Consider the following 15,628-nt stretch of genomic DNA (forward strand, 5'->3'; position numbering starts at 1 on the left):
TCCTTCGCCAAAAATACATTTATTATCAATCTATTTTTGGCGAAGAATAATAGACTGTATTCACTGAGTTTGAAACATGTAACTTAGATTAGTTTACTAATCTCTTCTCCCTCTATAACTACTTTTATATGCGTTAGGTGTATGCAACACCCCTATAGATAAATCCTAAGCACTTCATTTTTTCAGCATTCAAGCAATTCCTCCCATCAAAAATAATGGGATTGGTAATCTTATCTTTTATTGTCTCCCAAGCAAAATCCTTATACTGAGACCAATCGGTACAAATTAAAACAGCGTCTGCATTTGTGACTGCCTCTTCCACCGTCTGATATTGTTTGAAACACGCAGAATATGATGTAACCAMAGGGTCGTGAGTTTTGACATTTACTCCTTCTTTTAATAAATAGTCAATAATAATTAAGGAAGGTGATTCTCTTATATCATCTGTATTTGCTTTAAAAGACAACCCTAAAACCGCAATGTTTTTTCCTTTCAAGTCTCCGATTATGTTCTTCATTTTTTCAAGCATGTAAACAGGCTGTGTTTTGTTAACTTGTATAGCTTTCTCTAAAATAGATAATGAGGCTGAATATTGATTCGCTGTATCCAATAAAGCATTCACATCCTTAGGAAAGCATGACCCGCCATATCCTATACCGGCCCCTAAAAAACTTGTTCCAATCCTATTGTCTAATCCCATTCCCTTTGCTACATCATTGATATTTATATTCAGTTGATCACACAATCTTGCCAATTCATTGATGTAGGAAATTTTCAAAGCCAAAAATGAATTAGCCGCATATTTAATCAACTCTGCTGCTCTTTGCGTTGTTTCCATATAAGGAGATTTAACATTGTCAAATAATCCCTTCATTTTCCCGAACGCTTTAGGACTAGCAGCACCTACGACAATTCTGTCCGGATGCAAAGCATCATAAAGAGCTGATCCTTCTCGTAAAAATTCTGGATTAGAGACTACATCAAATTCATGTGCTGCTTGTTTCGATTCTATTATCCAGTTTGTGACCTTTTCTGCTGTTCCTACAGGTACTGTACTTTTCGTAACCACGACTTTATATTCATTCATATATGTTCCGATTGATCTTGCCACTTGCTCTACATATGTTAAATCTGCACTTCCATCCTGTTTAGATGGTGTGCCTACACAAATATAAATTATTTCATTTTTTCGAATGGCTTCTTCCATATTTGTTGTAAAACAAATATTATTTTGAGCTAAATGCTTGCACAGTAATTCCTCTAAACCTTCTTCATAAAAATGAAGCTTCCCAGCTTTTAAACTACTGATTTTCTTTTCATCTATGTCTACACCCATCACTTGATGACCTTGTTCAGCAAATACAAGTGCAGTTGTCGTTCCTACGTATCCTGTGCCAATAACCAATATATTCATATTTTCCTCCTTAAAGAACACCTGTAAATTACAAGGAGTTATTCCTTTTTCTAAACACTTCATTTATAAGTGCTATATATTCACTTTCCTTTCCTAAATCAAAGCAGTGTTCCTCTAATACTTTTGCCATATAGTTTTTCGTAAGAAGCATTTGTTTCATCGCATCTGTTAATTGAATTTCATTTCCTACACCAGGAATTGCTTGATTAAGAAAGCAGAATATTTCAGGGGTAAAGACGTACCGTCCTATAGCAGCCAGATTAGATGGGGGATATTTTTGAGGTTTTTCAATTATATCAATCATCTCATACAAATTTTCTTCTATCTGCGTTCCTTTTATCACTCCGTATAATTTCAAGTCCTCCTGTTTCATCTCTTTGACACCTATAACATTTGTTTGATACTCATCATAAATCTCTATTAGCTCTCTTAACGCACTCTTTTCTTCATTCATAAAAACTTGATCGGGGAGCAATACAGCAAAAGGATCGTTACCGATAAATCGCTCTGCTAGCTGTACAGCAGCCCCTAATCCAGTTGCATAAGGTTGACGTATATATTGAATATGAACATTCGGAGGGATAATTGTAGAGATTAAATGCTCTTTTTTATTTTTTGTTAAGAATTCTTCTAATTCTATAAAGCGATCAAAATAATCCATAATCATATTTTTAGCTCTAGATGTAATAATGAGAATTTCCTTAATACCTGCATCAATCGCTTCTTGTACAATGTAATCAATTGCAGGACGACCACAGATAGGAAACATTTCCTTCGGTAAAACCTTTGTAATAGGGAGACTTCTCGTTCCATATCCTGCAGCTGGTATAACAGCCTTTTTTATCAAACTCGATCACCTCATTTCCTAATACAATAAAAACAGCTCTATTGTGTGTACAATAACGAACCATTATCTCGCTACATTAATCAATATATTTCAACGATGCTTTTTTGTTACATCTTGTCAATTTTTTGGATAAATATCACATAAATATATATGTAGGGTAAAAACTTCAAAATTGTTTTTAAACATCAAAAAAACCTCCAAAATTATATTTTTACAATTTTGGAGGTTTTTTATTTTATAAATATATTGTCTCTTGCTTCCTACTACCCTAAAATATGATACCCAGAATCCACATGAATGTTCTCACCAGTAACTCCGCTTGCTAGATCACTGAATAAGAATAACGCTGTGTTACCAACTTCTTCTTGCGTTACGTTACGACGAAGTGGTGCGCGTTCTTCGATTTGTTTTAGGATGCTGTTGAAGTCGCCAACACCTTTTGCTGATAGTGTACGGATTGGACCTGCTGATACAGAGTTTACGCGGATGTTGTGTTGTCCTAGGTCGTTTGCTAAGTATCTTACGCTTGCGTCTAGTGATGCTTTTGCAACACCCATTACGTTGTAGTTAGATACAACGCGCTCGCCGCCAAGGTATGTTAATGTTACGATGCTGCCGCCTTCTGTCATTAATGGCTTCGCCGCTCTTGCTACAGCTGTTAATGAGAATGAGCTAATGTTTTGCGCTAGTAAGAATCCGTCGCGAGATGTATCAACGAATTCACCTTTTAAGTCATCACGGTTTGCGAATGCGATGCAATGTGCTAATCCGTGAACAACTCCAACTTCTTCTTTAATAGACTGGAAGCAACGCGCGATATCTTCATCGTTTGTTACGTCACATGGTAAAACAAGTGATTGTTGTCCTTCTAATGATTCTGCTAGATCGCGTACGTTTTTTTCTAGACGTTCACCTGCATATGTGAAAATTAAGTTTGCTCCTGCCTCATGTAATGAACGAGCAATTCCCCAAGCGATGCTTCGTTGGTTCGCAACACCCATGACAATAATGTTTTTTCCTTTTAAGTTGAGAAGATTCATTTATTTATCCCCCTAAATTCATTAAGTAATATCAGTTATTAGTACCTGGTAATATATTTATATCATATCACAAATTCAAAATAAGGCAAAACAAAATTATTAGTATAACTGGTTCTTTACTTCTCTTTTGCTCTTTCACTTTCCTGCTACTACGAAAGTTCAATCTTTATTTCCTCTATTTAAAAGTACTTGCTGGATAAATCACGGCTATGAAGAATAAAAGGGAACCGCTCTCACTTTCTCTCTTTGTTTTAACATGGCATGGGGCTAAAATAGGCCCTGACCGCTTCTACCCATGGACGGATCCTCTCTCCCATCCCAAAAGAGTGGTTTTTTATTTTGTATTTATGTAAAATCACACTTTTCGGCTTTCGTATCTAAATTACTGCTATGAAAACCCAAAGAGATCTACTCTCACTTCCTCCCTTTGTTTTAAACTTGGCATGGGGCTAAAATAGGCCCTAACCGCTTCTACACACGGACGGATCCTCTCTTCCATCCAAAAAGAGTGGTTTTTTATTTGTATTTATACAAAGTCACACTTCCATCACCAATCATACTTTTCGGGTTTCACATATAAATTACTACTATGAAAACTCAAGCTGACCTACTCTCACTTCCTCCCTTTGTTTTAAACTTGGCACGGGGCTAAAATAGGCACTGACCGCTTCTATGCATGGTCGGACACTCCCTCCCATCTAAAAAAGAAAGGTTTTATCTCAGTTCTTCAATTTATATTTATATAATCTAACATCTCACACTCAAAATCCAAACAACATATTTGCAAACAGTCCAAAATCCGCTAATATGGTAATAGCGTCTTTTTTTTATTACGCAAAGAGCAATAGAAAGGACTACGTACGTTGAAAGATAAGAATTCTCAATATCGAATAGATTACATATTAATCCTGATTGTACTCGTAATCGGGGCTGTGAGTTGTTTTGCTATCGCAAGTGCACAACCATCTTTACCACCGGCTTTACAACAGGTAAACTTTGTTGCGAAACAAATTCAATGGTATGTCATTGGGGCCATCGCAATTTTTGCGATTATGGTGATTGATTTTGATCGATATAAACAAATCGCTTGGTACTTGTATGGATTTGCGATGATTTTACTTATTGGGCTTGAATTAAAAATCCCTGGAGCAGTAACTATTAAAGGGGCTACTGCTTGGTATAGCTTGCCGGGTCTTGGTAACTTCCAACCTTCTGAGATTATGAAGTTATTTTTAATCATTGTCGTTGGTCGCATTATCGTCAATCATAATGAAAAATATCCGTTTCGGACGCCGCGTGAAGATTTAATTTTACTTGGTAAAATATTTGGTGCAAGTTTACCACCACTACTTTTAATTGCGAAAGAACCAGACTTAGGAAATACGATGGTTATTTCAGCGATGCTCGCAGCGATGATTTTAGTTTCAGGTATACGCTGGCGCTTTATTTTCGGTTTAGCTACACTTGTTATAGCGGCTGGTTCTGCGTTAACGTACACTTACTTTGCGCATACAGCATTCTTTAAAGAACATATTTTAAAAGAATATCAATTAGATCGTTTCTACGGCTGGTTAGCACCTTATGAATATGAAACGCAAGGATATCAGTTAAGGCAAGCTGTTTTAGCAACCGGATCAGGTGAATTACACGGTAAAGGATGGGAGAATGGGCAAGTATATTTCCCAGAACCGCATACCGATTTTATTTTCACAAACATCGCTGAGCAATTTGGATTTTTAGGAGCAAGCGTTGTTATTTCACTGTTCTTCCTATTAATTTATCGTATGATTCATATCGCTTTAGAAAGTAATGATCCATTCGGTAGCTATTTATGTGCAGGAACGATTGGAATGTTTACATTCCAAGTATTCCAAAATATTGGGATGACAATTGGATTACTTCCGATTACAGGGATTACCCTTCCTCTTATGAGTTATGGCGGTAGTTCCTTACTGACATATATGATTGCGATTGGCTTTGTACTGAACGTACGATCGCGAACAAAAACGTTTATGTTTGATTAGACCATATCCAGCGGGTATGGTTTTTTCTATATCCAATTTAGGTATACTAAGTAAAAATAAGATGGAGGTTGTGAAATGAAGTACGATATTATCGGAGATATCCACGGCTGTTTAGAAGAGTTTCAAACATTAACAGCGCAGCTCGGTTATAACTGGGATAGCGGTCTTCCTGTCCATCCAGAGAAGAGACAACTTGCTTTTGTCGGAGATATTACTGACCGTGGTCCAGCATCCCTTCGCATGATTGAAATTGTATGGGAGCTTGTAATAAATAAAAAAGAAGCTTATTACGCTCCGGGAAATCATTGTAATAAGTTGTACCGATTTTTCATCGGACGTAACGTAACAATCGCACACGGATTAGAAACAACCGTCGCTGAATATGAAGCCCTTCAAACTCGCGAACAAAAAATAGTACAGAAAAAATTTATCGATCTTTACGAACAGTCACCTCTCTATCATGTGCTTGATAACAAAAAACTCATCGTCTGTCACGCTGGTATTCGCCAAGATTATATCGGAAAAAGTGATAAGAAAGTCCAAACTTTCGTATTATATGGGGACATTACTGGAGAAAAACAACCTGATGGTTCACCTGTCCGCCGTGATTGGGCGAAATATTATGAAGGAGAAGCTTGGATTGTATACGGACATACCCCTGTGGCAGAACCCCGTTTTGTCAATCATACGGTAAATATTGATACAGGAGCTGTATTTGGCGGGAAGCTAACAGCCCTTCGGTACCCTGAAATGGAGACCGTTTCTGTACCTTCTTCGATGCCGTTTGTGCCTGAGAAATTTCGTCCAATTACATAACTAAAAAATAAAGCTGCCCTCATGCGAAGGCAGCTTATTTTAATAATTCTTCCATATCTTCTGGCACATCCGCATGAAAGGTCATCTGTTTTTCTAAAATAGGATGATAGAAGGTTAAACTCGTACTATGGAGCGCTTGTCGTTTCATCTGCGACTTACTCCCCCCATACAAGTCATCCCCTAATAGCGGATGGCCTAAATATGCCATATGTACACGAATTTGATGTGTTCTTCCTGTTTCTAACTGCAGTGAGACTCTTGTTTTATCAGGAAATCTCTCTATCACCTGAAAATGCGTAACTGCTTTTTGACCGTCTTCACATACCATTCGTTCAATAATGCTATCGCCTTTTCTTCCAATTGGCGCATCAATCGTTCCCGACTCTTCTAGCAATTCTCCATGAACAATGGCTTCATATGTTCGTTTCACTTGTTTTTGCTGATGCTGTTTTGATAAAAGATGGTGAATGAAACGGTTTTTCGCAATCAGCATAAGTCCTGACGTATCACGGTCCAGTCTCGTTACAATATGCACCGTACTTGCAAGATTCTGCCTGTCATAATGATAAAGAAGCGCATTCGCAACACTTCCTGCCGGATGTTCCCTTGACGGAATGGTTGACATGTATGGTTCTTTATTGATTACCAGTACGGATTCATCCTCATACAGGACAGTCAGCGGAATATTTTCAGCCAGCATTCCTTCACTTCTCTCCTCAACCGGAAAAAACACTTGCAATTCTTCCTCGGCCTGTAATACGTGCCGAACCGTCGCATGCTTACCGTCAACTTCAATTGCCCCACCTTGAAACTTTATATCTGTCAAAGCAGCTTTAGAAATCCCTTTCGTTTTTAGAAATTCCCGAATGAGCATTCCCTTCTCTGCTTCTGTCATACACCATTTTAATGTAAATCTTCTCAAATACATAAATCCTCTCTATTCACCCGCAACGAACGAATCGCGAACACGTTTCCAAAATGGGAATGGGCGAAAACGAACGAATCTCACCTTCTCGTTTGCAACGCGGTATTGAATTGACTTTACGTCTTGATGAACCATCGTTAAATGATCGACCGTAATTTGTAAATTCATTCCTGCCGATGGCTTTAAAACACATGTATGGTGCTTCGGTAAAACAAGCGGTGAACCGACTGTACGGAACACACGGTTATTAATCGAAGCCATTTCCGCAATTTGTATCGCTTCAATCGAAGGATGAATGATTGCTCCGCCTAGCGCTTTATTATAGGCTGTACTTCCAGAAGGAGTAGAAATACAAAGACCGTCCCCGCGGAACGTTTCAAAATATTCTCCGCGAATTTCCACCTCTGTTACTAATGTTCCTTCTGCGCTTTTTACTGTCGCTTCATTCATTGCTAAATACTGCGATTCCTTACTTCCATTCACATAGCGAATAATGACTTCTAAAAGCGGATATTCCACCACTTGAAACGGTGTTTTCGCAATTGCAATCACAAGTTTTTCTACTTCTGTTGGCAACCAATCTGCATAGAACCCTAAATGTCCCGTATGTACACCAACAAAAGCTGTCTCATCTAATCGATTATAGTAACGATGAAACGCGTATAAGAGCGTCCCATCCCCCCCAACAGAAATTACAATATCGGGTTCCGCCTCATCCATTGTAAACCCAAAATCTTGCAAGTAATCTGTCATTGTACTTGCAAGTGCRTTTGATGATTGATCTCCCTTTGACATAATTGYAAATTTCATCGCCCAACACCCTTTAGTTTATGATTCRGATTCTTTCGCTTCTTGTTTGCGCGAAAAAACCTTTTGTGCTTCTTGAATTTCAAGACGAATCGAAGACATTTCTTCATCTAATAAAAATGCTGCTTCTGCCGCACGCTGAAGGCGCACTTTAATATCTTCTGGAAAACGCCCACTATATTTGTAATTTAAAGAATGCTCAATTGTTGCCCAAAAATTCATTGCTAATGTTCGAATTTGAATTTCAACTAATACTTTTTTCTCTCCACAAATCGTTTGAACAGGATAACTAATTACAACGTGATACGAACGATAACCACTTTCTTTCTTTTGCGTCACATAATCTCGTTCTTCCACAATTTCAAAGTCATTTCGTTTTCGAAGATATTCGACAACAGGCTTAATCTCATCAACAAATTGACACATCATCCGAAGACCAGCGATGTCCTGCATTTCTTCTCCGAGTCGGTCAAGCGGTACATTTCTCTTTTCCGCCTTATCAATAATACTTGCAACCGACTTTACCCGACCTGTTACAAACTCGATCGGAGAGTGTTCTGTTAACATTGTAAACTGAGAACGCATTCCTTTTAATTTCACTTTTAGCTCTGCCACCGCTTGGTGGTACGGCGCTAAAAATTCTTCCCAATTACGATTCATTTCAACCACCACCAAAGTCAATCCATTTGCTTATAGAAATACTTTTTCTACAGCCGTTACCAGTTCTTCTCCGTAATTTGCATTACCTTCAATATTTTCAATTAAATATTCTACTTCTTCTTTCAATTGCTCTAACTCAATTTCAATATTGTTTACGCGAACGAACATTGCTTTATCACTCTTCATTGCACCGTTCATTGCTTCCCAGTATGTATGCGGAATGCTTACATAAATGAAAGCTGATTCGTTTTCTAAAATATATAAAAATGATAAATGATCTGAGTCTACAAGTACGTGATTACGCGCCTTTAACTCCTCCACTTGTATTTCAATATTTTCCGCACAAAAAATAAGAGCATTCTCTCTTTCTTCTACGCTCTTAACTTGGATTTTATTTTGCATGCTCTAACTCCTCCATATCAACTTCCTGTCTTACTTCACACTATTATTGTATCATAACATGGACGCAAACAAATAAAACATTGAACCAAATTTGCGAAAAAGCGATAATGTCTAAAGAATTACTCTTAAGAAGGAGCTTATACAATGACACAAGAAATTGAAATTGAATTTAAAAATATGGTCACAGAAGAAGAATTTCAAGCATTATGCGATGTGTTTTCTATCGAATCATTTACAAAACAAGTGAATCATTATTTTGAAACACCTCATTTTTCTTTAAAAGCAGCAGGCTCTGCTCTTCGTATTCGTCATAAAGACGGAGCTTATACATTAACTTTAAAACAACCAGCTGAAATTGGGTTACTGGAAACTCATCAACCTTTAACAGCACGAGAAGCACAACTAATGATGGAAACAAACGGGCTCATTCCAGGCCCTGTAGCAGATCAACTACATGCCCTGCAAATCCCTGTTTCTACTTTAGCTTATATGGGAAGCTTAACAACAGAACGAGCAGAAACTACATTTAAGGGCGGCACACTTGTATTTGATCATAGTTTCTATTACAATCACGATGATTATGAACTTGAATATGAAGTACAAGATGAAGCAGCGGGCAAAGCTGATTTCCTCAATTTATTGAACAAACACCATATACCTGTTCGCCATACAAAAAATAAAGTGCAACGCTTTTTTCTTGCCAAACAAAACAAAGCACGCTAAAGTGAAACTTCCATTAGTAGAAGTTTTTTCTCACTGACCGTAAGAGCCCTCACCAATCGGGCTCTTACGGTCAGTCCTTCCCTCTTTGTTTTTTCTTCTTTGAAAAGGAAGGTTACTGATTGTGAGTAGCGGGGTAAAATGAAACTTCCATCAGTAGGTGCTTTTCCTACTAATGGTTCACCTTTACCAATGTTGCACGTATATTTAGCTTTATCTTAAGGAAAAAATGGGCAAAGGATTACACGAGAGCTGTTTAGTTGCTCTTCGTGACAATCCATTGCTACAATAGATATACATTTGATGGAAAAAGGAGTTTATACAGGATGAACAAGCAACCGATGACACCATTTGAAGCAATTGGCGGTGAACAAGGCATTGCAGCATTAGTCGATACGTTTTATTCCTATGTCAGTAAACACCCTGACTTATCTCCCATCTTCCCAGACGATTTGACAGAAACAGCCAGGAAGCAGAAGCAATTTCTAACGCAGTATTTAGGTGGACCGAATTTGTATACAGAGGAACATGGTCACCCTATGCTAAGAGCACGCCATCTCCCTTTTGAGATTACACCAAAGCGCGCGAAAGCCTGGTTAGCATGTATGGAGAAAGCAATGGAAGATACAGGAGTACAAGGGCAGATTCGAGAATTTGTTTTTGAACGTTTAGCATTAACTGCTCAGCATATGGTCAACACTCCAAACGAAACAGGTGAAGCGTAATGGATAAACAGGAAGCAAAGCATATGCGCATTCCTTCTCTTTCCAAGTGCGAACATAAATCTGTGGAAGCCTATTTGTTTATTGATCCACTTTGCAAAGATTGCTGGGAAATCGAACCAGTCATCATTAAATTATGGCTCGAATACGGAAAATATTTTTCGATTCGGCACATATTAACCGGAAAAGTGGAAGGGGCAATCGCCTCCCCACACAAATGGAATAAACCTGCTAATATTCGATTTGTGTGGGAAAAGACAACAAGTTTGCACGGCTTTTCATGCGATGGAAAAGTACATATGCAGGACGCCTCATCTACACCGTATTTAGTTTCTATGGCAATTAAAGCAGCCGAGTTGCAAGGTCGAAAAGCAGGTTCGAAATTTTTACGGAAACTTCAAGAATACATTTTTCTTGAAAATGTATCAAAACCAGATTTGGAATCACTACTTGCATGCGCACAGCAAAGCGGTATTGATGTAGAGGAATTTAAAAAAGATTTGCATTCGATTAGTGCAAAAAAAGCATTCCAATGCGATTTAAAATTCACAAATGAAATGCACATCACCGAAATCCCTTCTCTCGTATTCTTTCATGCAAATTCAGATGAGGAAGGCATTAAAATTACAGGAATTTATTCATATGATGTATACGTACAACTCTTAAAAGAAATTGTAAAATGTGATATCGAGCCTGCTCCGTTGCCACCACTAGAGGGATTACTAGAAATGGTTCAATTTATGTCATCAAAAGAAATTGCATTTATTTATAACTGCTCAGAGCAAGAAATAGAACGAGAACTAAAAAAATTGTCATTGAAAAGAAAAGTACGAATGATTGAAGTGAAATGCKAACGTTATTGGAAATGGATTACAAAAGAAAAAGACCTGGTGTAAACACCAGGTCTTTTTCTTTACGGCTTATAAAAATATTAAAGGGGATGGGAGAAATTTTCACGTTCAAACAAAGGGGTATATGTTTGTATGTGAATTCGTTCACGCTTATTATATTACAAGATTCGACGTCAGATGACAACCCTTTTTGTCGAATTTCACACTTTTGTCACATTCTAAACGTTTTCATTACTGAATAAGCTTTAAAAAGAAGCTTTTCAGGAGGGATTTTATGAAAAAAACACATATCTTCTTTCTACTATTTGGCATTTGTATTTCTTTTTTTCTGTACATTCTTTCACTATTACAAGCATTTCCAAAGATGATTGCCTTGCCTCTTTTATTCGCAATCATTGTAATTAACCTCTCGTATTTCAATCATAGGAACCGTTTCAAAGGCTTCTAAAAAGAAAGCTATGTTAAATTTCTCTGTTGATATTCGAAAACAACGAACGATTGCTCTGCACACAAAAAAGTACGAGAGCGCGTTGTTTCAAATGGCACTGAAGGACATCATCCAAGAAATTAGAAAGTTAAGCACAGCAGATCAATACGGTCTGAAAGAGTTCCTTGACCAAATCAGGCCTCGAAATGACGACACAACAGTCAGTAAAATGATGGTTGAAAACTGTCTGTTCTCAAAGGAAGCGACGTATGATAAACTTAAATTGTCAGAATTTACAAAACAACAATCGTTTAGTATTCCGTTAAAGGCAGTTTAACGGAATACAACGTTTGTAGGACTAGCAATATAGGATTTCAATTGTTAAACATTATTAAAAGTGGGTGGAAGGATTGAATTTTAGTAAAATGGGATTTGAAATGATAGACCTTGAAGAAAGCTTAGATTTTGGATTTGAAGATATAGTAGATTTATCCAGGAGATGTAAGTTTTCTGATTGCACACATACAAACGAGCCACACTGTGCAGTTAAAAAAGCCATTTCTGACGGTACTCTTTGTGAAGATACATTTAATGGCTATTATAGAAATAAAAACGAGGCAGAATATGTTTCTAAACAAAAGAATAAAACGAAGGCTGTTGACTATATGAAACAACTGAAACTCTTTCAAAAATCTTAGTTAAGATGAAATTGATAAAGTGAAACTTTAATCAGTGGGGGTTTTACGGCAGTTGATCCCCCCACCTACCTTCCTTGTTTCTCTCTGAATCTTGAGGTGGAGGTCTTACTGCCCGCGAATAGCGGAATAAATAATCAACACGATAGTTTAACATCGCCTTTGACTGATTTTTTTATTTAATAATCGGGGGCTTTAACGAAAAAAGGGAACTCCATAAATAGGTGTTCCCTTACTTTTTACTGAAATCAAAGAATTCGTTAATATAACGCTCTACGGCTGGTTTTCCTTCTTCTAAAATTTGTTTTGATAAAGCTGTTGCCGCACTAAATCCTGTTGCGTATTGATATACATAATAATTGTAATAGAAGTGTGGAATACGAGACCACTCTAAACCAATTTCTTTATCGATGACTAAAGCATCTCCAAAGTATTTTTTATTTAAATCATAGTAAATTTCCGTTAACATATCTGGCGTTACTGCATGACCTTCTTGTACCTTTTTATGAATGATGTGCTCAAATTCTGCAAACATTGTTTGACGGAATACTGTACCGCGGAATCCTTCTAAATAATGATTTAATAAATACAAACGTTCTTTCTTATCTTCTGTCGTTTTTAATAARTAATCATTTAAAAKYGCTTCRTTACAAGTTGATGCWACYTCYGCAACGAAKATKGAATARTCACCATATACRTGTGGCTGTGTYTTTCTTGTRTARTARCTATGCACMGAATGACCAAACTCATGTGCAAGTGTAAATAAATTATTTACATTATCATGCCAGTTCATTAAAATATACGGATTTGTTCCATATGCACCCGATGAATACGCACCGCTTCGTTTTCCTTTGTTTTCATATACATCTACCCAGCGGTTTTCATATGCTTCTTTCAAAATCTCAACATACTCATCACCAAGGACGTTTAATGATTTTAATAAAATTTCTTGCGCTTCTTCGTATTTCACATTCATTTTCACTTCTGGTACAAGTGGTGTATATAGATCGTACATATGTAATTCCTCTAGACCTAATGCACGTTTACGAATATCAATATAACGGTGCAATAAATGTAAGTTATCATTTACTGTCTCAACAAGTTGGTCATATACTGTTTCAGGAATATTATTATTGCTTAACGCAGCTTGGCGTGCAGAATCATATTTACGAACACGCGCGTTGAAATTATTACGTTTCACTGCACCATTAAGTGTGCTTGCAAATGTATTTTTATATTTTCCATACGTTTCGAAAACAGCTTGGAATGCATCATGACGAACACGACGATCATCACTTTCTAAAAATTGAATATAACGGCCGTGCGTTACTTCTACTTCCTCACCATTTTCATCTTTAATAGATGGGAATTTTAAATCTGCATTATTAAGCATACCAAATGTACTACTTGATGCACTCATGACTTCAGATGCTTCTGCTAACAATGCTTCTTCCGCCTCTGACAGTACATGCGGACGCTGACGTGTAATTTCTTCTAACGCATGTTCATATACGCTTAATTCTTTATTTTCTTGTAAGAACGACTGTAATTGTTCTTCTGAAATTGTTAAAATTTCAGGAACGATATACGCCATGCTGCTGGACGCTTGAGAATATAAGTTTGTTGCTCGATCATTCAGCGCTTGATAAGCAGAATTTGTTGTATCTTGGTCGTAACGCATATGAGCATATGTATATAATTTTCCTAATCTCATTGAGACTTCATCTTCATATTGTAAAGCTTCTAATAATGAATCAGCAGAATCACCAAGTTTCCCCTTAAATTCAGTTAACTTTGGTAGTAATTCTTTTACTGCTTGAAATTCTTTTTCCCATTCTTCATCAGTTTGGAAAACATCTTCCAAACGCCATGTGTTCATTTCTTCAATCTCACTGCGGTCTGGCAATGTTTTTGCTGTTTTTTGATTAGACATCAATAAAAACCTCCTTTTAATCTCTACTAGTACAATTCGATTCTGCTTATGTAATTCCTTCAGGATACTCCTTTATTATATCCGCTTTTCCTTTTCCCATGTTGTACTTTGTTTCGAATAAAGATAGCGCATGCGACAAACAAATCGCATCGTATTCTTTGATTTCTCCTTCTGTTTTCGGCATCATAAATTGCCTTATTTTTCGGTACTTATGCACATCCACCTTTTCAATCATTCCCGCTTTACATAAAAACGTTACATACTCTACGATTGCGAATTGCCATACATTTTGCGAAAAATACGGTAACGTGCGCCTCTGAATACTACGCTTTTTATTTACATAGTAAAAAACAGCATGTAATGAAAAATATTCTCCAATTTTAAATTTGCCAATAAAGTCTATACAAAGAAAAGCCTGCCATACAAAAGGATGCGTTTGAAATGCAAATGCAGATGGAAGAGGAACACCAATTTCAGATGGAAAACAAGAGGGAGAAAGGTGATATTGATATAGAAGATGTAAAAGTGATTTATGACTATAATTCCATATTGGAAGGACATTCGTTCGAAAGTAGGTCTTTTTATTCTGCCATTCCCGCTCCAATCGTTCTTTCGTAATTGGTGCTTGGCAAAAGAGTTTCTCAAAAGTGATGGTACGTACCGGGCAATAAATGATCTGTGATAAATAAACCTTTGCAGAAAACGGGGTAAGAAGTTCGCATTTCAGAAATGATTTTTCATTTGGACAAAAAAAGAGAAGTGAAGGCTGAGGATAAGATTGTATGCAGAGAAAATGAAACGAGGATAATGAGATCCAATAAGCAGAGTGCCTTTTCAGTTGATTTCCACCTAATATCCAAATGATTTGTATCCCTATTTCCCAATAGGAACGCGTTCGTTTTAATAACTGCTCAGTGGATAAAGAGGCACATTGATATTCAATTGCAATCTGTCTTCCTTTCATTTCAATAAACAGATCGGGTCTTTGGCGAATCTCTGGGAGGTAATGTTCGATTTTTACATGAAATCCTTGCGACTTGAGCCATCTATATAACTGTTCCTTCCCGCGCATATGATAAGCGGATTCAGGCTCAGATGAAACGAGGCACTGATTTAATTTTTTATGAGCAAAATGCCATCTCTTTTGCTTCCCTAACTTGAGCTGCACCTCTCGCCTGCAAATCGGGCAAAAAAAGCGTTCCTTCTTTCGCATTGCAAGTAGCTCCTTTTCATTGCAGCTTTCAAGAAGGTGAACTTTCCCTCCATTTTCTCTCCTTGCAACAAACATAATACCACATCCTTTCTATACCGCTTTGTATTCTACAATTCATTACAAATTCCTTTT

The 15,628-nt window shown here is 37.1% G+C and carries 15 protein-coding genes and 1 pseudogene; 7 read left to right on the top strand and 9 right to left on the bottom strand.

The genetic code is table 11. The annotated features are described in order from the left end of the window. Positions 1–133: 133 nt before the first annotated feature. The 3 genes from AC1DIT_RS04085 to fabI all read right to left on the bottom strand — a co-directional run bounded on the left by AC1DIT_RS04085 (position 134) and on the right by fabI (position 3,301). Positions 134–1,414 (bottom strand): UDP-glucose dehydrogenase family protein, encoded by a 1,281-nt coding sequence (locus tag AC1DIT_RS04085; protein ID WP_476998072.1) that lies wholly within the window; start codon positions 1,412–1,414, stop codon positions 134–136. A 28-nt stretch (positions 1,415–1,442) separates the two neighbouring features. Further along, a complete protein-coding gene (locus tag AC1DIT_RS04090) occupies positions 1,443–2,261 on the bottom strand; it encodes a UTP--glucose-1-phosphate uridylyltransferase (protein WP_016113800.1) in 819 nt (272 codons plus the stop codon). 263 nt (positions 2,262–2,524) lie between these two features. Then, positions 2,525–3,301 (bottom strand): enoyl-ACP reductase FabI, encoded by a 777-nt coding sequence (fabI, locus tag AC1DIT_RS04095; RefSeq protein WP_001050746.1) that lies wholly within the window; start codon positions 3,299–3,301, stop codon positions 2,525–2,527. A gap of 863 nt (positions 3,302–4,164) precedes the next feature. Here fabI and AC1DIT_RS04100 point away from each other — a divergent pair. Next, a complete protein-coding gene (locus AC1DIT_RS04100; protein ID WP_016113799.1) occupies positions 4,165–5,325 on the top strand; it encodes an FtsW/RodA/SpoVE family cell cycle protein in 1,161 nt (386 codons plus the stop codon). 75 nt (positions 5,326–5,400) lie between these two features. Beyond that, positions 5,401–6,141, top strand: a complete 741-nt coding sequence (gene prpE, locus AC1DIT_RS04105) for a bis(5'-nucleosyl)-tetraphosphatase PrpE (protein WP_016113798.1) — start codon at positions 5,401–5,403, stop codon at positions 6,139–6,141. Between the two features lie 34 nt (positions 6,142–6,175). On the opposite strand, the gene AC1DIT_RS04110 is transcribed toward prpE, so the two are convergent. Genes AC1DIT_RS04110 through AC1DIT_RS04125 form a run of 4 tightly spaced genes read right to left on the bottom strand, consistent with a single transcriptional unit; the run spans position 6,176 to position 8,935 of the window. Then, positions 6,176–7,063 carry an RluA family pseudouridine synthase gene (locus AC1DIT_RS04110; protein WP_016113797.1) on the bottom strand — a complete coding sequence of 296 codons (888 nt, stop codon included), beginning with the start codon at positions 7,061–7,063 and terminating at the stop codon, positions 6,176–6,178. Between the two features lie 15 nt (positions 7,064–7,078). Next, on the bottom strand, positions 7,079–7,876 hold the full coding sequence (locus tag AC1DIT_RS04115) for an NAD kinase (RefSeq protein ID WP_476998073.1): 798 nt from the start codon (positions 7,874–7,876) through the stop codon (positions 7,079–7,081). A gap of 18 nt (positions 7,877–7,894) precedes the next feature. Continuing rightward, a complete protein-coding gene (gene yjbM / locus AC1DIT_RS04120) occupies positions 7,895–8,533 on the bottom strand; it encodes a GTP diphosphokinase (RefSeq protein WP_016113795.1) in 639 nt (212 codons plus the stop codon). Between the two features lie 30 nt (positions 8,534–8,563). Beyond that, entirely contained in the window at positions 8,564–8,935 is a 372-nt protein-coding gene (locus AC1DIT_RS04125) for a UPF0738 family protein (RefSeq protein WP_016113794.1), read from the bottom strand. Positions 8,936–9,079: 144 nt separating this feature from the next. Here AC1DIT_RS04125 and AC1DIT_RS04130 point away from each other — a divergent pair, with 144 nt between their 5' ends. The 5 genes from AC1DIT_RS04130 to AC1DIT_RS04150 all read left to right on the top strand — a co-directional run bounded on the left by AC1DIT_RS04130 (position 9,080) and on the right by AC1DIT_RS04150 (position 12,353). Next, complete coding sequence (locus AC1DIT_RS04130) at positions 9,080–9,658, top strand: CYTH domain-containing protein (RefSeq protein ID WP_016113793.1); 579 nt, start codon at positions 9,080–9,082, stop codon at positions 9,656–9,658. Positions 9,659–9,981: 323 nt separating this feature from the next. After that, positions 9,982–10,380: a globin domain-containing protein gene (locus AC1DIT_RS04135; RefSeq protein WP_016113792.1), complete on the top strand. Its 399-nt coding sequence runs from the start codon at positions 9,982–9,984 to the stop codon at positions 10,378–10,380. Then, positions 10,380–11,273 (top strand): ClpXP adapter SpxH family protein, encoded by an 894-nt coding sequence (locus AC1DIT_RS04140; RefSeq protein WP_476998074.1) that lies wholly within the window; start codon positions 10,380–10,382, stop codon positions 11,271–11,273. The genes AC1DIT_RS04135 and AC1DIT_RS04140 overlap by 1 nt, the downstream gene beginning before the upstream one ends. A gap of 413 nt (positions 11,274–11,686) precedes the next feature. After that, positions 11,687–11,992 carry a hypothetical protein gene (locus AC1DIT_RS04145; RefSeq protein WP_016132594.1) on the top strand — a complete coding sequence of 102 codons (306 nt, stop codon included), beginning with the start codon at positions 11,687–11,689 and terminating at the stop codon, positions 11,990–11,992. Between the two features lie 64 nt (positions 11,993–12,056). Then, positions 12,057–12,353 carry a P-loop NTPase family protein gene (locus tag AC1DIT_RS04150; RefSeq protein ID WP_170927945.1) on the top strand — a complete coding sequence of 99 codons (297 nt, stop codon included), beginning with the start codon at positions 12,057–12,059 and terminating at the stop codon, positions 12,351–12,353. A gap of 250 nt (positions 12,354–12,603) precedes the next feature. Here AC1DIT_RS04150 and pepF read toward each other — a convergent pair. After that, positions 12,604–14,283, bottom strand: a pseudogene (pepF, locus tag AC1DIT_RS04155) (oligoendopeptidase F); the annotation flags it as partial. A gap of 46 nt (positions 14,284–14,329) precedes the next feature. Continuing rightward, on the bottom strand, positions 14,330–15,571 hold the full coding sequence (locus tag AC1DIT_RS04160) for a competence protein CoiA (RefSeq protein ID WP_016132593.1): 1,242 nt from the start codon (positions 15,569–15,571) through the stop codon (positions 14,330–14,332). Positions 15,572–15,628 lie beyond the last annotated feature (57 nt).

Source organism: Bacillus sp. 05T22 (genome assembly GCF_056396765.1).